At 62.8% G+C, this 19425-nt stretch carries 18 protein-coding genes and 1 riboswitch; of the genes, 9 read left to right on the forward strand and 9 right to left on the reverse strand.

Translation table 11 applies throughout. The features are described from left to right. Window positions 1-369 precede the first annotated feature (369 nt). Both SB753_RS01800 and SB753_RS01805 read left to right on the forward strand, forming a co-directional pair. Window positions 370-1635, forward strand: coding sequence for an acyl-CoA dehydrogenase family protein (locus SB753_RS01800; RefSeq protein WP_410798707.1), 1266 nt, complete (start codon window positions 370-372; stop codon window positions 1633-1635). 90 nt (window positions 1636-1725) lie between these two features. Continuing rightward, window positions 1726-2244: an SLATT domain-containing protein gene (locus SB753_RS01805; protein ID WP_020067821.1), complete on the forward strand. Its 519-nt coding sequence runs from the start codon at window positions 1726-1728 to the stop codon at window positions 2242-2244. Window positions 2245-2254: 10 nt separating this feature from the next. Here the strand turns inward: SB753_RS01805 and SB753_RS01810 are convergent, their stop codons facing one another. Further along, window positions 2255-2956: a YceH family protein gene (locus tag SB753_RS01810; protein ID WP_410798709.1), complete on the reverse strand. Its 702-nt coding sequence runs from the start codon at window positions 2954-2956 to the stop codon at window positions 2255-2257. 204 nt (window positions 2957-3160) lie between these two features. Between SB753_RS01810 and SB753_RS01815 the strand changes: the two genes are divergently transcribed. The 3 genes from SB753_RS01815 (at window position 3161) to SB753_RS01825 (ending at window position 5605) form a co-directional block, all read left to right on the forward strand. Further along, window positions 3161-3733, forward strand: a complete 573-nt coding sequence (locus tag SB753_RS01815; RefSeq protein ID WP_410798710.1) for a lipocalin family protein — start codon at window positions 3161-3163, stop codon at window positions 3731-3733. Between the two features lie 56 nt (window positions 3734-3789). Next, window positions 3790-3882: riboswitch (glycine riboswitch) on the forward strand. 168 nt (window positions 3883-4050) lie between these two features. Continuing rightward, window positions 4051-5262: a D-amino acid dehydrogenase gene (locus tag SB753_RS01820; RefSeq protein ID WP_204521479.1), complete on the forward strand. Its 1212-nt coding sequence runs from the start codon at window positions 4051-4053 to the stop codon at window positions 5260-5262. A 64-nt stretch (window positions 5263-5326) separates the two neighbouring features. Then, entirely contained in the window at window positions 5327-5605 is a 279-nt protein-coding gene (locus SB753_RS01825; RefSeq protein WP_410798711.1) for a BON domain-containing protein, read from the forward strand. Window positions 5606-5626: 21 nt separating this feature from the next. Here the strand turns inward: SB753_RS01825 and SB753_RS01830 are convergent, their stop codons facing one another. Both SB753_RS01830 and SB753_RS01835 read right to left on the reverse strand, forming a co-directional pair. Further along, the gene (locus SB753_RS01830) at window positions 5627-6784 is read right to left on the reverse strand and encodes an acetate/propionate family kinase (RefSeq protein WP_410798713.1); all 1158 of its coding nucleotides are present in this window, start codon (window positions 6782-6784) and stop codon (window positions 5627-5629) included. Between the two features lie 12 nt (window positions 6785-6796). Then, on the reverse strand, window positions 6797-9190 hold the full coding sequence (locus SB753_RS01835) for a phosphoketolase (RefSeq protein WP_410798714.1): 2394 nt from the start codon (window positions 9188-9190) through the stop codon (window positions 6797-6799). 576 nt (window positions 9191-9766) lie between these two features. Here SB753_RS01835 and SB753_RS01840 point away from each other — a divergent pair. Further along, window positions 9767-10303 (forward strand): ankyrin repeat domain-containing protein, encoded by a 537-nt coding sequence (locus SB753_RS01840; protein WP_087754922.1) that lies wholly within the window; start codon window positions 9767-9769, stop codon window positions 10301-10303. Window positions 10304-10386: 83 nt separating this feature from the next. Here SB753_RS01840 and SB753_RS01845 read toward each other — a convergent pair whose 3' ends face one another. The 4 genes from SB753_RS01845 to SB753_RS01860 form a co-directional block, all read right to left on the reverse strand. Further along, on the reverse strand, window positions 10387-11088 hold the full coding sequence (locus SB753_RS01845) for an HAD family hydrolase (RefSeq protein ID WP_020067830.1): 702 nt from the start codon (window positions 11086-11088) through the stop codon (window positions 10387-10389). A gap of 49 nt (window positions 11089-11137) precedes the next feature. Beyond that, complete coding sequence (gene gnd / locus SB753_RS01850; RefSeq protein ID WP_310350518.1) at window positions 11138-12175, reverse strand: phosphogluconate dehydrogenase (NAD(+)-dependent, decarboxylating); 1038 nt, start codon at window positions 12173-12175, stop codon at window positions 11138-11140. Window positions 12176-12409: 234 nt separating this feature from the next. After that, entirely contained in the window at window positions 12410-13753 is a 1344-nt protein-coding gene (locus SB753_RS01855) for a sugar efflux transporter (RefSeq protein WP_410798715.1), read from the reverse strand. Between the two features lie 183 nt (window positions 13754-13936). Further along, window positions 13937-14437 (reverse strand): hypothetical protein, encoded by a 501-nt coding sequence (locus tag SB753_RS01860; protein ID WP_288825477.1) that lies wholly within the window; start codon window positions 14435-14437, stop codon window positions 13937-13939. 308 nt (window positions 14438-14745) lie between these two features. On the opposite strand from SB753_RS01860, the gene SB753_RS01865 reads away from it, so the two are divergent. The 3 genes from SB753_RS01865 (at window position 14746) to SB753_RS01875 (ending at window position 16605) form a co-directional block, all read left to right on the forward strand. After that, window positions 14746-15066 (forward strand): thioredoxin family protein, encoded by a 321-nt coding sequence (locus SB753_RS01865; protein WP_020067835.1) that lies wholly within the window; start codon window positions 14746-14748, stop codon window positions 15064-15066. Window positions 15067-15088: 22 nt separating this feature from the next. Beyond that, window positions 15089-15508: a secondary thiamine-phosphate synthase enzyme YjbQ gene (locus tag SB753_RS01870; protein WP_131315677.1), complete on the forward strand. Its 420-nt coding sequence runs from the start codon at window positions 15089-15091 to the stop codon at window positions 15506-15508. A 77-nt stretch (window positions 15509-15585) separates the two neighbouring features. Further along, window positions 15586-16605, forward strand: a complete 1020-nt coding sequence (locus SB753_RS01875) for a class I fructose-bisphosphate aldolase (RefSeq protein ID WP_310066831.1) — start codon at window positions 15586-15588, stop codon at window positions 16603-16605. A gap of 87 nt (window positions 16606-16692) precedes the next feature. On the opposite strand, the gene SB753_RS01880 is transcribed toward SB753_RS01875, so the two are convergent. Both SB753_RS01880 and SB753_RS01885 read right to left on the reverse strand, forming a co-directional pair. Next, window positions 16693-16986, reverse strand: a complete 294-nt coding sequence (locus SB753_RS01880; RefSeq protein WP_020067838.1) for a hypothetical protein — start codon at window positions 16984-16986, stop codon at window positions 16693-16695. Between the two features lie 116 nt (window positions 16987-17102). Continuing rightward, on the reverse strand, window positions 17103-19256 hold the full coding sequence (locus SB753_RS01885) for an ATP-binding protein (RefSeq protein WP_410799593.1): 2154 nt from the start codon (window positions 19254-19256) through the stop codon (window positions 17103-17105). Window positions 19257-19425: the final 169 nt, after the last annotated feature.

Here is a 19425-nt window from a genome sequence, read left to right on the forward strand (position 1 = left end):
GAGTGCAGGATACGGTTGGCGCTTTTGCACCGGTGTTGCTGAGCGCTCGACGGATCAGGCGCAAGCGGCCGCCCGGGCTCAAGCAGGTATGGCGGGTATCGCTGGTATTGCCGGTATTGCGAGCATGCACCGCACGCCTCGCAGCGTGTGTGCGGGGCCGCACGCTGCGCGGGTCGTGAGTGCGCCGCGAGCATGGGGACTACGCGGACCATCCGGACCAGTACGGACCATACGGGCCATGCAGCAGGAATGCGCCCGAGCCATTTCTCTCCCGCTGCTAAGAATCGGCCAAATGCTTCGTTGCTCGCGGCGCGTGTCATGCCGTACCGTTGACGGATTGCGCATTGCGCGCCTCACTACGGAGAATCCATGTCCGCGCCCACATCGCATGCCGAGCCGGCCTCTGCGGCCGGCATTGCCGACGCCGCCCAGCTTTTCGACGACAACGCGCTGACCCGCCGTTTCGCGCCGGTCTTCGCACGCATCGCGCAAGGCGCGGTGCATCGCGAACGCCATCGCGAGCTAGCCTACGAACCCGTGCAGTGGCTGCGTGAAGCCGGCTATACGAAGCTGCGCGTGCCGGAACAATATGGTGGCGAAGGCGTGTCGCTGAGCGAATTCCTCGCGCTCGTCACACGCCTTGGCGAAGCCGACTCGAACCTGCCGCAGATTTTGCGCGTGCACGGCGGCTTCATCGAATCGCTGCTGGAATATGGCGACGACGCGCTACGCGACCGCTGGCTCACCCGCGTCGCGCAAGGGCAGATAATCGGCGGCGCAGTGGCCGAGCGCACGGCCGGCACGAACAACAGTGTGCGGTTGACGCAATCCGCCGGCGCGTGGCATCTGGACGGAGAGAAGTACTACACCACGGGCACGCTGTACGCGGATTGGGTGGACGTAACCGCGTACGACGGACAAAGCGACGTGCGCGTGCTGGTCGCCGCCGACACGCCGGGCCTCGAGCGTATCGACGACTGGGACGGTTTTGGCCAGCGTCTGACGGGCAGCGGCACCGCGCGCTTCAATCATGTACCTGTTGCGCGAGAGAACGTGTACCGGCGCTACGACGCGTCGGCGCCGCGCCGCAACAGTGTGCTCACCTCGTACTACCAGGCCCTGCACGTCGCGAATCTGGCTGGCATCAGCCGTGCCGCGCTGCGCGATGCAGTGGCCTTTACGCAGGGCAAGACGAGAACCTTCGGTATCCCAGGCGAATCGAGTCCCCGCGACAATCCGCTCGTGCATCGCGTGGTCGGCCGGCTTGCGAGTCTCGCCTATTCGACGCAAAGCGTTAGTGCGTCGCTCGCGCGGGCCATCGACGAGGTATTGGTTGCGCGACAGGAAGGACGCACCACCGAAGACACCTACATTCGCCTCGACATTCAGACCTTTCAGGCGCAGCAGATCGCGATCGAGCAGACCTTGCAGGCGGCCACGCTGCTATTCGAAGTGGGCGGCGCGTCCGCGACCAGTGAAACGCGGCGCTTCGACCGCTACTGGCGCAATGCGCGAGTGCTCGCGTCGCACAACCCGGCGATCATTCGCGAGGCCGCCATCGGCGACTTCTACCTGAATGGCAACGCGCACAACGAGCGCTTTGCCGTTGCCCGGCCGACAGCCGTGGCCGCGTGACCGGCAGCGCGCCAGGCCGCGCTTTCATGTGGCACAGTAGCGTCAGTGCATGCGCGCGGCGCGCGGCACGCAACTGCCCTGACGAGCCCCATGAAGAATCTGCCAGCCTATGAGCCGCCAGTCGATGAACAGCAACTGTTGCTGAAATGGATCCGGCGAGCGCGCGAATCGCAAATGAGCCACTACGACATGGCCGATCTGTTGTCCGCACGTGATCGTAAGCTGGGCTGGCTCGTTACCGTGCTGGCCGCGTTCGTGGGCACGGCGGTGTTTGCATCGCTGAACACGAACGCGGTCTCACTGGAGATCAGGATTCTGGTCGGCCTCGTGAGCGTGATCGCCGCGGTGTCGTCGGCGTTGCAAACGTATATGCGTTATGCGGAGCGCGCAGAAAAACATCGCGCCGCAGGCGCGCGTTATGGCGCGGTGCGGCGGCGGCTCGAATCGGTTTTTGCGGGCGATGCCGACGCGCGCGACGGCCACTATCTGACCGCGATTCGCGACGAACTCGACCGGCTTGCACAAGACTCGCCCAATGTGCCGCCGCGCAACTTCTACCGTACTCAGCGAGCGTTATCCGCAGATCCGCGGCGCGGCGCCGAAACCTGAGCGGCCGGCGTCAGGCGTCGAGATCGTTCGCGTCGATGCCTAGTTCGGCTGCCATGCGCCGTACCACTCCCTGAAGACGGTTGACCTGATCGGCAAGCCGTTTCTGTTCAGCCTTCACCGCTTCGAACGTGGACAGCGGCACGGTTTCGTCCTCGCCTCCGCCCGACTGCGCGAACTCGCTCAGGTTCACTTCGCCGCATAGCAGATGCATCCATCTGTTTTCGCGCTCGCCCGGCGTGCGAGGCAGTTTGACGACACGCGGCGGATCGTTCGCGGCGAGTTCGTCGAGAAACGCCTCGACCGACGAGATATCGGCAAAGCCATGCAAGCGCGCGCTGTTCAGGCGCAACTCCGCCGCCGTCTGCGGGCCGCGAAGCAACAATGTGGTCAGCAACGCGGCGGACTGGCTCGGCAGACCGAGCACGCGATTCATGTTGTGCTCGAAGCGCGGCACACGGCTGCTACTGGCTTCCATCACGAGGCTTAGCCGTTTCAGACCGTCGAGCGCCGTTAGTACTTCTGCCTCGGTCGCGTTCATGACGGGCGAGCGGCCGGTCTTCTGATTGCAGCCCAATGTCAGCGCATTGAGCGAGAGCGGATAACTGTCGGGCACCGTGTGCTGTTTTTCGACGAGCACGCCAAGCACGCGCCCCTCGAGCAGGGTCAATGCGCGGATGGCGGGACGGGACGGAGCGTCGGGAGTCGAGTTCATTTGATGTAGCGGCATGTGCCGGTGTGGTCGTGGATAACACGCCTTACCATCGCTCTGCGAGGCGGCACTTTTCTCCTGGTGGGCACTATGATAAACGGCCCGCGCCTTGACGACGTATGAATCGTCGCGACGGACTGCGGCGCGTAAACGTGCGCTGGGCACGAGGTCTGCTTTCTCATCGTCTTTCTCGACACGGAGTGTTTAATGCCAATGCGTTCACAGTCGGTCCTGCGCGTGAGCGCTATCTCCCTCGCGGTGGGCGCCGTGTGCCTGCTCGGCGCCTGTGCGCTAAACCCAGGCGGCAAGAGCGGCAATGCGCGTGTGCCAGAGCCCGCCAAGCCGGTCGACCTCGGGCGCTATCTGGGCCGCTGGTACGAACTGGCACGCTACGAAAACCGCTTTGAAAAAGGCTGCGAGTCGGTGACCGCCGACTACGCCGCGCGTGAAGACGGCCTGATCGACGTGACCAACAGTTGCCGCAAGGGTGGCGTTGAAGGCCCGCTCGACGCCTCGAAGGGGCGCGCCAAGGTGGTAGCTGGATCGAACAACGCGAAGCTGAAGGTGTCGTTCTTCGGCCCGTTCTTCGTCGGCAATTACTGGGTGCTGGATCACGCCGACGACTACAGCTGGTCGATCGTCGGCGAACCGAGCGGACGCTATCTGTGGATTCTGACGCGTGAAGCGAAACCGGTCGCCAGTGTGAAAGACATGTTGATCGAGCGAGTGCGTGCGCTTGGCTACGACACGTCGATGTTGCGCATCACGCAGCATACGTAACGCGCCAGAAAACACTTGCCGGGAGAAATTTTGCCCGGTATCGTCGTGGCGTTCTGCAAAGCAGCGCGGGAGAGATCGTCTGAAGCCAGGGCGACGCCGACGGAGCAACCGCCCCGGAAACTCTCAGGCAAAAGGACCGCGCAGCAGGAACATCTGGAGAGCGGCGCCGCGCGCGCCCACCGAAGGGGATTCCCGCGCACATACAGCGCTTTCGCGCAGCGCGGGAAGAAACTCTCAGGTACATGGACAGATGGGGCATCGGCACCGGTTTCGTACGAAATCGAACCCGGTGATGCTCAACTACTCTGGACCATGTCATGTCACGAATCGCCATTATCGGCGCCGGCATTACCGGCGTCACGACCGCGCACGCCCTCGCCCAATGCGGCCACCACGTCACCGTGTTCGAACGTCATCGCTATGCTGCGATGGAAACCTCGTTCGCCAACGGAGGCCAGCTGTCGGCCAGCAATGCAGAAGTTTGGAACAGCATGGCCACTGTTCTGAAAGGCTTGCGCTGGATGTTCACGCGCGACGCCCCGCTGCTGCTCAATCCCGTGCCCACGTGGCACAAGTATTCGTGGATGGGCGAGTTCCTGCGGCAGATTCCCCACTACCGGGCGAACACCGTCGAAACGGTGCGGCTTGCCATCGCCGCGCGCGAGCATCTGTTTTCGATCGCCGAGCAGGAAGGCATCGACTTCGATCTCGAACGGCGCGGCATTCTGCACGTCTACAAGACGCGCAAGGAGTTCGACGCGGCGGCCAAGGTGAATGACCTGCTGCGCGAAGGCGGACTCGAACGCAGCGCGGTGACGGCGAGCGAAGTGCAGCGCATCGAGCCCACGCTGCACGGCGATTTTTACGGCGGCTTTTTCACGCCGTCCGATTCGACTGGCGACATCCACAAGTTCACGCGCGGTCTCGCCGATGCATGCGTGCGCCACGGCGTGCAGTTTCATTACGATGCGGAAATCATGTCGATCGAGCAACCCGCCGAAGGTCGCTTCTCGCTCACAGCCCACCTCGAAGGCGAGACGCAGCGCTTCGGGTTCGAGCGGATCGTCGTGTGTGCCGGCGTGAAAAGCCGTGACTTTGCTGCGATGCTCGGCGATCACGTGAATGTGTACCCGGTCAAAGGCTATTCGATTACCGTTTGTCTCGACGATGCAACGAGCAGGCAGCGTGCGCCGTGGGTCAGCCTGCTCGACGACAGCGCGAAGATCGTGACGAGCAGGCTCGGCGCCGACCGTTTTCGCGTCGCGGGCACGGCGGAGATCAACGGCTTCAATCGCGATATCCGCTCCGCCCGGATTGCTCCGCTAGTAGACTGGACGCGGCGGCATTTCCCCGAGGTATCGACCGCGCGCGTCATTCCGTGGGCTGGATTGCGGCCGATGCTGCCGAGCATGCTGCCCAAGGTCGGACGCGGAAAACGGCGCGGCGTGTTCTACAACACGGGGCACGGCCACCTCGGCTGGACGCTGTCGGCCGCAACGGCACAGGCGGTGGCGCGCGCGATTGAATAGCCCGCCGCCACGAAGACGCGGCATCTGCTAGTGTTGTGCTATCCGCGTCTTGACCTTGAAAACCATGGCTCATTCGGGCTTTCCCAATCCGGACAGCGCCGCCCCCGACGGCGCGGACGGCGCTCGTCTGAGCGACGAGCAGATTGGCGAAGAGGCGACGCGGCGGCTCGCATGGGACGCCGCGGTTCCTGAACGTACGATCACGGTGGAAGTCAGCAACGGGCGCATCGTGCTCAACGGCGAACTCGAACACAACGCCCAGCGAATCGCGGCGCTCGAAGACGTGACGCGCCTGTTCGGCGTCGCAGGCGTATGCGATCGACTGGTCGTGAAGCACCCGTGAGCGGGCCAAGATCCAACCCGCTCAACCTCGATCTGCACGCAGCAACGCGCGGCAATGCCTCGCGATCTGCTTCTCTTCTTCGGTATGAAGCACCCTCACCTTGCCCGAGACGTCGCCTTCATGAAGACCGAGAAACGACAGCCCCTCGCAGATCCGTTTGCGCATCTGCACGCTGTGTTCGCCGATGCCGCCGGTGAACACCAGCATATCGATGCCGCCCAGCAAAGCCGCATATCCGCCAATGGTCTTGCGCACCGCGGTCGCGAACGCGTCGAGCGCCAGTGACGCATGCGGGTCGCCCGCCGCCGCGCGTTGTTCGAGCGCCTGCATGTCGCTCTCGCCATCGGCGTAACCGGCCAGGCCGCTGTGCCGGTTCAGCAGCGTTTCCAGCCCGTTTGCGTCTAGTTTCTCCACTCGCATCAGATATAACAGCACGCCCGGGTCGAGGTCGCCGCAACGCGTTCCCATTGGCACGCCGCCGGTGGGCGTCATGCCCATCGACGTATCGACCGAGCGGCCGTCGCGCAATGCGCACACGCTCGAACCGTTCCCGAGATGCGCGCACACCACCCGCGCCGGCAACGTGGCGCCAAGCTGGGCGACGAGCGATTCATACGACAGCCCATGAAATCCGTAGCGAATCACGCCGGCTTCCGAATAGCGCCGCGGTAACGCGAGTTGCGCGGCACGCGGAGGCAGCGTCGCATGAAAAGCGGTGTCGAAGCAGGCGAAGTGCTGGGCGCCGCCGAAAATCTTCTGCGCTTCGTCGATCAGATCGAGCGCGGGCGGAATATGCAGCGGCGCGAAATGCACTGCGTCCTGCAAGCGGCGGCGGACCTCGGGCGTCAGCCGCTGATGCGAGCGTAAGTGCGGGCCGCCGTGCACCACACGGTGGCCCACCGCCGTCGGTTGCTCATGATGTTGCTGGGCGAGCACGGTGGAAAGCTTTTGCAATGCGTCGGTTTGCGACTCCAGCACATGCTCCTCCTGGACGAGCACGCGCCCGTCGGGAGCCGCGATCCGCAAGCGGCCGTCGCGGCGGCCGATGCCTTGTGCGCTGCCTTCGAGCAGCAGCGATTCGTCGTCGCCGGAATGTTCGAACAACCCGAACTTCAGCGACGACGATCCGCTGTTCAGCACGAGAATGGTATGCGGCGAAGCGCCGTCCTGAGTGGTCATAACGGGCCTCGCTCAGCTTTTCCACGTCCAGTTGCGGATTTCTTCCTTGTCGATGCCCTCGGCATGCGCGTAATTCAGATGCTCGATAATCTGGCCGCGCAGCCATTCCTTCGCATGGTCGCCGACACCGCGCAGCTTCGGCACGCGGTCGATCACGTCGATAGCCAGCGAAAAACGGTCCACCTGATTGATGATCGCGAGTTCGAGCGGCGTGTTGATGTTGCCCTTCTCGTGATAACCGTGCACATGCAGGTTCTCGTGGTTCGTCCGGTTGTAGGTCAGCTTGTGAACCAGCGACGCGTACGAATGGAAATTGAAGATCACCGGCTTGCTCGTCGTGAACAGCGAATCGAAGTCGCGGTTCGTCAGCCCATGCGGATGCGCATGCTCGGGCATCAGCCGGAACAGATCGACCACGTTGACGAAACGGATTTTCAGATCCGGGAAACGCTCCTTGAGGATCTCGACGGCGGCGAGCGCTTCCATCGTTGCGATGTCGCCCGCGCAGCCGATCACCACATCCGGCTCGGCACCCTGATCGGTCGACGCCCAGTCCCAGATGCCGATGCCCTTCGTGCAATGCGTAACGGCTGCATCCATGTCGAGATACTGCAGGTGCGGCTGCTTGTCGGCGACGATCACGTTCACGTAGTCGCGCGAACGCAGGCAGTGATCGGCCACGCTCAGCAGGCAGTTCGCGTCGGGCGGCATGTAGATTCGCACCACGTCCGGGCTCTTGTTCGTCACCACGTCGAGAAAACCGGGGTCCTGATGCGTGAAACCGTTGTGATCCTGGCGCCATACGAGCGACGTGATCAGCAGGTTGATCGACGGCACCGGCTGACGCCAAGCCAACTCGCGCTTCGCTTTTTCCAGCCACTTCGCGTGCTGGTTGAACATCGAATCGATCACGTGCACGAAGGCTTCATAAGTGGCGAAGAGTCCATGCCGCCCTGTCAGCACGTAACCTTCGAACCAGCCTTCCAGCGTGTGTTCGCTGAGCATTTCCATCACGCGGCCGTCCGCCGACAGCGCGCCGCCGTCCGCGTCGCCGGGGTCGCCCGCCGCGAGCCACGTCTTGCCCGATGCTTCGTAGATGGCAGTCAGCTTGTTGCTTGCGGTTTCATCCGGCCCAAACACGCGGAAGTTGGTCATGTTGTTGCGCATGACATCGCGCAGAAACTCGCCAAGCACCTGAGTCGGCGACGTGTATGCGGATGCGGGCTTTCTCACGTCGACCGCATAGTCGCGAAACGGGGGCATGTCGAGCGTCTTGCATAGCGCGCCGCCGTTCGCATGCGGATTGGCGCTGATGCGGCGCGCGCCCTTCGGCGCGAGTTCGCGCAATTCTTCGACGAGGCGGCCGGAAGCGTCGAACAGCGCTTCAGGCTGATAACTGCGCAGCCAGGCTTCTACCAGTTTGAGGCTTTTGCTGTTCGTCACGGGATCGGCAATCGGCACCTGATGCGCGCGCCATGAGCCTTCCACCTTGTGGCCGTCTACTTCCTTCGGACCGGTCCAGCCTTTCGGCGAGCGCAGCACGATCATCGGCCAGCGCGGCCGCGTCGGGTCGTTGTTATCGCGTGCATGCTGCTGGATCGCGCGGATTTCGCCGACGCACTGTTCGAGCGTGGCTGCCATCTGCTGATGCATGACCTCGGGATTGTCGCCTTCGACGAAATACGGCTTGTGTCCGTATCCGGTAAGCAGCGCTTCGAGTTCTTCGCGTGGAATCCGCGCGAGCACGGTCGGGTTCGCAATCTTGTAGCCATTCAGATGCAGAACCGGCAGCACAGCGCCGTCGCGAATCGGATTGAGGAACTTGTTCGAATGCCACGACGTGGCGAGCGGACCGGTTTCGGCCTCGCCGTCGCCGACCATTACCGCGACGATCAGGTTCGGGTTGTCGAACGCGGCGCCGTAACCGTGCGACAGGCTGTAGCCCAGTTCGCCGCCTTCATGGATGGACCCGGGCGTTTCGGGCGTGCAATGCGAGCCGATGCCGCCGGGAAACGAAAACTGACGAAAAAAGCGCCGCATTCCGGCTTCGTCTTCACTGCGGTCGGGATAGATCTCCGAATAGTGTCCTTCCAGATAACAATTGGCGAGCGTGGCAGGCGCGCCATGGCCTGGACCGGAAATGAAGATCACATTCAGGTCGAGCTTCTTGATCAACCGGTTCAGATGCACGAGCAGAAAGCTCTGCCCAGGGTCTGAGCCCCAGTGTCCGAGCAAACGATTCTTGATGTGCTCGGGCTTCAGCGGCTCGCGCAGCAACGGGTTGTCGCGCAAATAGATCATGCCGGCGGACAGATAGTTGCACGCGCGCCAGTAGCGATCCATGTTGCGCAGCGTATCGGGGTCTAGCGTTTGCGGCGGGGTGGGACGGGAGGTTGTCTCAGCCATGGCGTCACTCCTCGTAAGGACTGTCAGGCAGGTTGACGGAGGTTGCGAAGCTTCGCGGATGAGCGTCATGCATTTGACACGACAGCCGCGTGGTGCGTAGAGCGCTAATGGAGGATAGTTTGCCGTTGCGCGCCGGTCGCCAGCGGTGTGACCGGATGCACGCATCATCGTTCGGGACTCTTTGCGAAAGCTTGATGCTGGTCAAGACTCGCCGTCGCCGCGCATCGCGCTGCAAGTCTTACGCCAGCCTTGCTGCAGGTATTGCGCGAAACGCTTAAGCTGTGGACCGCGACGACCACATCTCGTTGTTCCCGTCACACTGCAGTGTCGTCTGTTCGCTTATTCGTTCTTAACCATACACATTGATCATGCCGACACCCAACCGTTTTAAAGCGCCGCTCGTTCTTCTTGTCACGCTTCTACTGCTGTGCGCGGGCGTGGCCGTTCTGGTTGGCGTGTTCGGCTTGCTGGTCAAACTTTTTGGCGCCGTTTAGCAACGCGCGGTGCCTGCGCAATCTGTGTATGCTGCCGATGTTCATGCGCCGAGGCGCGCGGCTTTATTGCAAGGAGATTTCATTGACTAACCCAGCCGACCCGTCCCCTCCTTCCCCGCAACCCATCGACCCGCAGTTGCTCGAAGTAGCGCAGCAGGTGTTCGATCTTGCCCGTGCCGGCGACGCCGCGATGCTCGCAGCGGTGATCGAAAAAGGCGTGCCGCCGAATCTGCGCAATGACAAAGGCGACAGTCTGTTGATGCTCGCAAGCTATCACGGACATGTCGATGCCGTGCGCACGCTGCTCGAACGCGGCGCAGATCCCGACCTGCGCAACAATAACGGGCAGACCCCTCTCGCAGGCGCGGCTTTCAAGGGCTTCGACGCTGTGGTCGAAACCTTGCTCTCGCACGGGGCCGACGTCGAAGGTGCATCGCCCGACGGACGCACTGCACTGATGGTGGCCGCGATGTTCAACCGCACGGCGATCATGGACATGCTGATCGCGCACGGAGCAAACCCCAATGCACGCGACGCCAGCGGAACGAGCGCACTCGATGCGGCCGGCAGAATGGGCGCCGCGGATGCGCAAGCCAGGTTGAAAGCGCAAGACTCGTGATGCTCGATTAACCGCGCTTCACGATATCCGCGGTGCGCCGCGCGCGATCGCTGTCCAGATAACGGACAGCGCATTCGCAACGCTTAGGTCTTCCCGGCCAGCAGCGATTCCACATCGAGTTGCGCGAGATCGCCGATCCGCTCGATAGTCACATCCGCGGGCGGATTGCTCGATATCTCCTTGGGGTCAAAAGCGTAATGCCCCTGGCGCGGGAACACCGTGGTCAATCTGCTGCCCCAGACTTTCTTCATTGCCGTAAGAATGCGCAACTTGTCGTCGACCATTACGTAGTGGCGCGCCGGGTAGCATTCCATCACCTGATCGAGCATCAGCTCTTTGTGGATGTAGATCAGCACGCGGCCCTCCACCTCTTCCCACAAGCCGGAGCGCGCGACCTTGCGCGGCTGGAACACAACGTCGCCATCCGACAGAATCACCGTGGGCCCGCGTTTCGCCACGTGCTGCAACGCGTCCAGCGCGCCTGGATAGAGCCGGTTGGCGAACGGATAGTCGATCAGGAACGACGACATCAGCAAGAGCCGTGTGTCTCTTGGATGCTCGGTGCGGTAACGCTGCAACGCGCCAAGATAGTCCGCGTAGCCGAGCTCGCCGCGCAATTGCTCGAAAATCTCCCAATAGCGGCTACTGTTCTCAGTGCCGAACTCGCGCATCATGTGGGCGCGCAAATCCGATAGCACGTGGTCGTTGTCGAGCAACGTGTTGTCGCAGTCGAACAGGAACACGACGTCGTGCGGCGCGCTTTCAGTGGGTTGTGTGGCTTGCATGTGCGGCTCCATGAAATCGGCTGTGCTGTGAGCCGGAGGATCGGGACGATCAGCCCTGCTGGCTGCCCGACGGCGCAGGCGGTTTTTCGGCATGACCGCCGAAGTCGTGGCGCATGGCCGACAACACGCGGTTTGCAAAGTCCGCTTCGCCGCGCGAACTGAAACGCCCGAAGAGCGCCGCGCTCAACACCGGCGCCGGCACGCCCTCGTCGACGGCCGCCGCCATCGTCCAGCGTCCCTCGCCCGAATCGGATACGCGTCCTGCGTAGTTTTTCAGATCGGCGTCGCCAACCAGCGAACCGGCGATCAGGTCGAGCAGCCACGAGCCGATCACGCTGCCGCGCCGCCACACTTCGGCAATATCGGCCAGGTTCAGATCGTACTGATAAAGCTCCGGACGCCGTAGCGGCGAAGTCTCGGCATCTGCGTCGCGAGCGTGCTTACCGGCGTCGGCATGACGCAGAATATTGAGGCCCTCGGCATAGGCGGCCATCAAGCCGTATTCAATGCCGTTATGAACCATCTTGACGAAGTGCCCCGCGCCTATCGGGCCGCAATGCAGAAAGCCCTGCTCGGCCGTGCTGCTGCCCTCGGTGCGTCCCGGCGTGGCAGGCGCGGCCCCTGCGCCTGGCGCAAGCATCGAGAAAATCGGCTGGAGCCGTTGAACGACCTCCGCTTCGCCGCCGATCATCAGGCAGTAGCCGCGCTCGCGTCCGGCGACGCCGCCACTGGTGCCGACGTCCACATAGTGCAGTTTGCGCTCGGCCAGCTGGGCGCCCCGGCGGATGTCGTCGTGGTAATAGGAATTGCCGCCGTCGATCACGATGTCGCCCGGTTCCAGCAACGGCAGGAGCTTGTCGAGCGTGCCGTCGACCACGGCGGCGGGCACCATCAGCCAGACCGCACGCGGCTTCTCGAGTTTCGCCACGAGATCTTCGAGCGACGATGCGCCCATTACGCCTTCCTGCCCGAGCCGCTCGACGGCAGCGGGCTGTACGTCGTAGGCGATGCATTGTTGACCGCCCTTGCTCAGCCGCCGCACCATGTCGGCGCCCATACGTCCCAATCCAATCATGCCTAGCTGCATTTCACCGCTCCCGAAAGTGCTTCGTGACGCTGCCTGGTTCAGTTAGATGATCATGATGCGATTGCTGCAAGTTCCGGCGATTCCGCATTGACTGATCCGGTTGCGGTAACGACAGCAACCGCTGTCCATCGCAAGAACGATACGCCTCATTGCAGAGGTTTTGTGCGGCGTAAAGTTCCTCGCGTTCAGCTCGATGCAAGCTTCGGCTGCGCGTGCGATGCGTGGCACCGCAGATCAACGCTCACGGCCGCCGCGCAGCGAGCGCGCAGATTGAAGCTTGCCGTATTGCGTACGAGCGAAACGCCGCACCGCTCGCCACATCAGCGGATAGCGATAACCAGGTACGGCAAACAGCACGAGAGCGCACAGCGCCAGCAAACCGCAGAAAAGAAAGGTTCCTCGATAGCTGAAAGCCTGCACCAGCAAACCGGACAACACGCCCGACAGAATCGAGCCTACCCGCGCCGCGTTGAAGAAAAGCGCCGTGGCACGCCCCGGCGAATGCGGCATCAGATCCTGCACGTAGGTCATGCCGAGGCAAGAGGTCACGGCCACCACGAACGCGTTGAGAATCTGCATCGGTATCAGCACATGCACGTTTCCAGCGAGCGACATGGCGACGAAATACAGAGCGTGAACCGCCGCGCATGCCGCCAGCCAGTTCGGCTTGTGCAAGCGCGAAGACTTCGCGCCGAGTGCGAGCATCATCGGAATTTCGGTCAATGCGCCGAGGCCGAGCATCACCGACACGTCCAGATGCGTGCCGCTCAGACCATGCACGATGTAAAGCGGCAACACGATCATCGTGGCGTTCGCGGCGAGCCCGAGCAAGGTCAGCGCCGCGACCGCGCGGCCAATATCGTTCGCCGATGCTACGCCCGGCAAGTCCTCGTGCGCGTCTTCGCCCGGCTCGGTCAGCGGCGGTACCGTGATCGAGGAAGACGGCTCGGAGGCCGTGTCCTGCACCGTGTGATCGCCGAGATGGCCCTGCGGCTCGCGCATGCGCCAGACGATGGCGGCGCACGCGGCGAAGCTGGCCGCGGCGAACAGGAAGAGCCCGTAGAAACTCGTTGCCGCCAGCACCAGCGCGCCCACCGACGGCCCGAACACCCACGCCGCCGAAAGAATCGTTCGTAGCGTCGCACTGGCGAACACGCGCTCGGCCGCGTCAGGCACGGGCAGCGCGGCACGGCTGAACGAGAACACCATTGAAATGGCCGAACCGCCGGCGCCTATGAAGACAATGCCGACGACGAGCAACAGCCGGTAGTCGCGCACCACGCATAAACACAGGTAACCGAGGGCGGCGAGAACCAATGCCGCCAGCAGCAAAGGCCGATGCCGGCCGCTCGCGTCGCTCCAGCGGCCGGCGAAGGTACTCGCCAGCACGCCGCTTGCCGCAATCAGCGTCATGAACACGCCAAGGCGGAACGGCGTCATACCGGCGCGCTCGACACCGAATAGCGACAGATATGGAGCGGTGAACGACATGGCGACGCCCAGCATCAGCGTGGCGGCGGCGAGCGGCTTGAAGCCGGTAATGTGCAGCAGACCAAAAAAACGTGAGGTTTTCAACACGGGCGGCTGTGGGCTCAGAGCAAGCAAGCCTGCAAGGCGCGGCGCGCGCGACAGGCTTCGTGGCGGGAATGACGGGGCATTATCGGCCGCGCGTGAGGGCGCGTAAAGGCGCGGGGATGTATCCCAAATTTGTGACAGCGACCGTTATGCCGGATAGCGAGCTTACCGCTCCGCCCGCGCAAGTTACTTGCCGTCGTTCGCGCGCATCTGCTGCGCGAGCGCCTTGTAGTCGTAGGTCGGATAGAACTCGGTGCGGTAGCCGCCCCACGCGGTTGTCTCAATCGCGCGATTGACCTCGCGCAAGCGGCTCGCGGGCACACGCAGGGTAACCACCTGACCGATGCCCATCATCACGTACCACGACACCACTTCTATGCCGGGCGGCGGGAAAGTCTTGAAGAAACCCTGTGCGCGCAATTGCTCGTTGATCTTCGGGAGCGGCCTGGATTCGTCGTGGCGCAAAAAGATCGTCAGCAGGAAGGTGTCGTCGGGTGCGTTGGCGGCGCGCGCGGCGGAGGCCGCAGCCGGTGTCTCCTGCGACGCGCCGGAAGGCGCAGACGCTACATCCGCGCCGTAGCCTGGCAGCGCGGCCGCGAGCGAGCATGCGAGCATCGCGCACTTCACGCCGCGGCGTAACTTTGCAGGGAGTCCGACGGACCGCTTGACGATCAATGCTGATGGCATGACATGCCTCCATGACGGTTGAACCTGCGCGTCCACGCGTTGGCGCCCGCTCACCGGCCCCATGCGTGGTAGTCGAGGCCAGACGCTAGCAATATCTACTCCCGCAAGCGCCCCTCACCCGGTTCGGAGCATGCGATAGCCGCTTTTCGAGCACCCGCCCAGCTTGTGCGGTTGTGTCAATGCCCGCCCCGCCGACTCCCGAACCAATAGCTGGTACTCTTATCAAACCAGAGTGCGGCGCGTGTCCGCGGCAGCGGACGCGCCTTTCCAACCCCAGAGCGCATATTTGAACCCGCAGCGGAGCATGCATGGCAATCCGGACGCCTTATTCCACCAAAGCCCCATCAAGAGCCGAAATCGACGCGCTGCCAGGCGCCACCGTCATCGAGTTCGGCACGGACTGGTGTGGCTACTGCCAGGGTGCGCAACCGTCCATTGCAAAGGCGTTCGAAGCGCATGCCGGCGTCAGGCACCTGAAGATCGAGGACGGTCCCGGCCGCCCCTTAGGCCGCTCGTTCAAGGTCAAGCTATGGCCCACGCTGATTTTCATGCGCGACGGCACTGAAGTAGCGCGCGTCGTTCGCCCAGGGAGTGTCGAACAGATCGCCGACGCGTTCGCGTCGCTCTGAACCGGAGTCGAGCACTTTCATCATGCGACAGGCCATCCACCATCTGAGCGTCAAGGCGCCCACTCGCGGACTCGTCGAATTCACCGATGAAGCCCGCCGCTTCGTCGCGGCGCAGGACATCGACACCGGACTGCTGACGCTGTTTTGCCGTCATACGTCGGCTTCATTGCTGATTCAGGAGAATGCCGACCCGTCGGTGCAGCGGGATCTCGAGCGCTACTTCGCGAACCTCGCGCCCGAAGACAAGCAACGCTACGAGCACGACGCCGAGGGCCCCGACGACATGCCTGCGCATTTGCGCACCGCATTGACACAGGTTCAATTGAGCATACCGGTCGAGCATGGGCAGATGGTGCTCGGCACGTGGCAAGGGCTGTATCTGTTCGAGCATCGGCGTCACACGCAGCATCGCGACATCGTGCTGCATCTGATAGGCGAATAACGCGCGTCATGCAGCGGCCGCCAATGCGCCGCGGCCGCAGTTTTCCTTCCGCAACCGGAACAAAGGGAGCACATCTCATGGACACCCGTAGCGAACTGCAAGCCACCGTCGACGCAATGGTTCAGCCCGGCAAGGGCCTGCTCGCCGCCGACGAAAGCGGCCCCACCATCGCCAAACGCTTCAAGACGATCGGACTCGACTCCACCGAGGAAAACCGCCGTGCGTATCGCAATCTGCTGCTCACCACGCCGGGCCTCGGCGAATTTGTGAGCGGCGTGATTCTCTACGAAGAAACGCTCGGCCAGAAAGCGGACAACGGCACGCCGTTCCCCGAGGTCGCCGCGAAGAACGGGATCGTGCCGGGCATCAAGGTGGACCTTGGCAAGGTTCCGCTTGCTCATGCTCCGGGCGATGAAATCACCGAAGGCCTCGACGGCCTCGCGCGCCGCTTCGTCGATTACAAAAAACAAGGCGCGCGCTTTGCAAAGTGGCGCGCGGTCTACAACATCACGGCCAATCTGCCCAGCCGTCTCGCGATAGAAGCGAATGCGGACTCGCTCGCGCGTTACGCCGCGATCGCGCAGGAAGCGGGCATCGTGCCGATCGTCGAACCGGAAGTGTTGATGGATGGCGACCACACGATCGAGCGCAGCGCCGAAGTGACCGAGGCGGTTTTACACGAGGTGTTCGTCGCGCTGCAACGGCATCGCGTCGTGCTTGAACATATGCTGCTGAAGCCGAGCATGGTGATCGCCGGTTCGGAGAGCGCGCGGCAATCGTCCACTGCGGATATCGCCGCTTACACGGTGCGGATTCTGAAACGCACCGTGCCCGCGGCCGTGCCGGGCATCGTATTTCTGTCTGGCGGGCAGTCGCCCGAAGAAGCTACCGCGAACCTCGACGCAATGAATCGCCTCGGACCGCTGCCGTGGAATCTGAGCTTCTCGTATGGACGTGCGTTGCAGGAACCGCCGTTACAAGCCTGGAAAGGCGCGGCAAGCAACGTCGAGGAAGCGCAGCAGGCATTACTGAAGCGGGCGCGCCTGAACAGCGCGGCGGCACTCGGCAAGTACGACGCGTCGCAAGAAAAAAATTAGTCAGTCAGGCCGCGCCGGTAAAGCATTCGATTCGTGAGACGCCTGTAGCGCATTCGCGCTACAGGCGCTCACTCGGAACGCGGCCGGTTATTGCCCTTTCGTGTCGCTGCTTGCGTTCGCGCCCGGCATGTTGGTCGTGTCGGTCGCGGGCTTCGTGGCCTTCGACTTCGACGAGTGCTTCTTCGACTTCGAATGCGACATAGCGCCCGATGACGTAGCGTCACCGCCTTCGCGCGTGGAAGCATTCGCGCCGCCGGTCGTGGCCGGATCGTTGCCGGCCGGCCCGCCGCCAGCCCCACCCGAACCGCCCGCACCTTGTGCCATGGCAAGCGTGGAAGCCGTGAGCAATGTGGAAATAAGCAGTGCCTTCTTGATCTTCATGACTGTTCTCCTGTCGGAATGGACGCGAAAAAGAAGCGGATTGCGCGCGTAGGCGAGCCAGGCGCGCATGCCTCGTCAGGAGTTCAGCAAGGGCTGTGCCTCAAGATTGCAACGCATTACGGTTCGCAGGCCACCAGCGCGTGCAGTTCCTCGATGTTGAATGGCTTCGCCAATATGGCTACGCCCAAGCGCCTCGCGCGTTCGAGTTCGTCCGCGTAGCCCGTCATTAAAGCGATCTTCTGCGTGGGCCATGCACTGCGCACTTTTTCAGCCAGGTCAATGCCGTTCAGCTTGCCTGGCATCTGAATGTCCGACAACACGAGTTCAAAGCGCTCGCCACCGGTCAGGACGTCGAACGCCTGATCGGCTGTGGGCTCGTGACGCACTGCGCAGCCGAACGTTTCCAGCACGGCTGCGACGCCCGCCGCGACGTCTTCGTTGTCTTCCACGAGGAGCACCATGCCCGCATGCTGCAGTGTTGCCTGTTCCACCACTTCTTCTTTCACGGCGCGCGGCTGGCGGCGTTCGCGATAGCGCGGCAGATACATCCGCACCGTCGTGCCGCTGCCGGGCACGCTGTCGATCTTCGCGGTGCCGCCCGCCTGTTCGCACATAGACAGCACCTGCGCCAAACCGAGGCCCGCGCCCGAGCCGCTCAGTTTGGTCGTGAACAGCGCCTCGAACGCGCGCCGCGCGACTGATTCGGGCATGCCTTCGCCGTCGTCGGAACACGCGATCAGCACGTATTCGCCATCGGGCAGCAAGGTATCGCTGCCGACCAGCCGGTTGTTCTGGCAACGAATCACGAAGCGTCCGCCGCGCGGCATCGCGTCGCGTGCATTCACCGCCAGGTTCATGATCGCAAGTTCGAGGTCGGTCGGATCCGCGAGCACGTCCCATACGTCGTCGACAATGCTGAGCGCCAGTTCGATCTGATCGCCGAGCGCCGCCTCGATGAGCGGCGCCGCGCCCGGAATCCACTTTTTCAGGTGGATCGGCTCCTGCTTCAGCGGCTGCTTCTTTGCGACGCTCAAAAGCCTGCGCGTGAGCGATTCCGCAGTCGCGGTGGCGCGCTGAACCGCCGTCATTTCCTTTTCGAGGTTGTTGAACCGCTTGAGACGGGCAAGCTCGATATTCGCGGAGACGACCATTAGCAGATTGTTGAAATCGTGCGCGACGTTCGCGACCAGATTGCCTAGCGCGCCCATGCGCTGCAATTGCCGGCTCGAAGCTTCCGCGGAAAGCCGCATCGCAACCTCGCCCTGCCAGCGCTCCCATGCGACGCGCTCGCCGTCGAGTTGACGCAGCGAGTAGAGCACGAGGATCCAGATCGCGATACACGGCACCGCGGTCAACGCGGCGATCACCATGAAGTGCTGGCGCCACGCGTCGACGATCGCGCCTGTTGCATAGGCGCTGGACACATACAACGGATAGTCGCCGACCCGGCGAAACGCCACGAGCCGCTCGCCGCCGTCTTCCGCCGATTTGACGCGCACGTGGCCGGACAGCTGTTTGTCGCGCAACGCGGAGGCAAATGCGTCGGACGCACTATCCGCCACGCCTGCCGGCAACGGCGGATAGCGCACGAGCAGATTGCCGTCCTGACGATAGAGCGCCAACGCGAGCGATGAGTCGCCGTTAGTGAGCTCGCGATAAAAGCGCGAGAAGTACTCGTTGCGCAACGCGACCGACACGACGCCAAGGAAGTTGCCGTCGGTGTCCGTGCGGGCGATGGTGGTGTTGAACACGTCCGTTTGCGATAACGGACCGAACATGGGCAACGAAAAGTACGGATGCGGGCGCATCGCTCGCGCGGAGACGAAGTCTTCGCGATGACCGATGGAGATGCCGGTTGCCGGATACGCGCGGCTCGACACGAGCAGATCGCCGTTCACACCAATCAGGTTGATGGACGCCACTTGCGGAAAGTCCCCGCCGATTTCGCGCAGGGCTTTGTGCAACTGCGCGTCACGCGCACGAAGCTGCTGATCGTCTTCGTCGCCGATCAGCTCGACGATGCGCGAAGCCATCTGCTGGTTCAGGTCGAGCACCTTGACCGCCTGTTCCTCGGTCACACGCACTAGCCGGTCGATCATGTCGTTCGAATCGGCGATGCGCCGCTGGTAATCGAAATAACCGTAGCCGGCGAGGCATGCAAGCGGGAAGAGAATCGAAACAGCAAGCACAACAAGTAACACACGCCGCGTCGCCGCAAAATTGCGCGACGGCATTGGGACATCAACTGCAACTCGCTCCGCACGCTGCACGGCCAACATCTCCACAAAGTCATGGGAAGTCATCTGATTCGTAGCACATATCGTGCCTTCTGATCGTGCGCTATTTCCTTAAAAGGAATCTAGCGTACTTTCCGACCATTCACATAGCGAGAAGCGAAGAAACGAGAAATGTTTTTGCATGGACTGGATTTAGCCGATG

Origin of the sequence: Paraburkholderia sp. SIMBA_053 (genome assembly GCF_046534895.1) — a bacterium.
In the GTDB taxonomy this organism is placed as follows: Bacteria; Pseudomonadota; Gammaproteobacteria; order Burkholderiales; family Burkholderiaceae; genus Paraburkholderia; species Paraburkholderia caledonica.

Excerpts from the sequence above, each read along its gene's own strand:
- SB753_RS01880 (WP_020067838.1), bottom strand. The coding sequence starts at position 16,986 with ATGAAGATCAAGAAGGCACTGCTTATTTCCACATTGCTCACGGCTTCC.
- SB753_RS01810 (WP_410798709.1), bottom strand. The coding sequence starts at position 2,956 with ATGAACTCGACTCCCGACGCTCCGTCCCGTCCCGCCATCCGCGCATTG.
- SB753_RS01875 (WP_310066831.1), top strand. The coding sequence starts at position 15,586 with ATGGACACCCGTAGCGAACTGCAAGCCACCGTCGACGCAATGGTTCAG.
- SB753_RS01825 (WP_410798711.1), top strand. The coding sequence starts at position 5,327 with ATGGCTCATTCGGGCTTTCCCAATCCGGACAGCGCCGCCCCCGACGGC.
- SB753_RS01800 (WP_410798707.1), top strand. The coding sequence starts at position 370 with ATGTCCGCGCCCACATCGCATGCCGAGCCGGCCTCTGCGGCCGGCATT.
- SB753_RS01870 (WP_131315677.1), top strand. The coding sequence starts at position 15,089 with ATGCGACAGGCCATCCACCATCTGAGCGTCAAGGCGCCCACTCGCGGA.
- SB753_RS01830 (WP_410798713.1), bottom strand. The coding sequence starts at position 6,784 with ATGACCACTCAGGACGGCGCTTCGCCGCATACCATTCTCGTGCTGAAC.
- SB753_RS01865 (WP_020067835.1), top strand. The coding sequence starts at position 14,746 with ATGGCAATCCGGACGCCTTATTCCACCAAAGCCCCATCAAGAGCCGAA.
- SB753_RS01845 (WP_020067830.1), bottom strand. The coding sequence starts at position 11,088 with ATGCAAGCCACACAACCCACTGAAAGCGCGCCGCACGACGTCGTGTTC.
- SB753_RS01860 (WP_288825477.1), bottom strand. The coding sequence starts at position 14,437 with ATGCCATCAGCATTGATCGTCAAGCGGTCCGTCGGACTCCCTGCAAAG.
- SB753_RS01835 (WP_410798714.1), bottom strand. The coding sequence starts at position 9,190 with ATGGCTGAGACAACCTCCCGTCCCACCCCGCCGCAAACGCTAGACCCC.
- SB753_RS01805 (WP_020067821.1), top strand. The coding sequence starts at position 1,726 with ATGAAGAATCTGCCAGCCTATGAGCCGCCAGTCGATGAACAGCAACTG.
- SB753_RS01820 (WP_204521479.1), top strand. The coding sequence starts at position 4,051 with ATGTCACGAATCGCCATTATCGGCGCCGGCATTACCGGCGTCACGACC.
- gnd (WP_310350518.1), bottom strand. The coding sequence starts at position 12,175 with ATGCAGCTAGGCATGATTGGATTGGGACGTATGGGCGCCGACATGGTG.
- SB753_RS01815 (WP_410798710.1), top strand. The coding sequence starts at position 3,161 with ATGCCAATGCGTTCACAGTCGGTCCTGCGCGTGAGCGCTATCTCCCTC.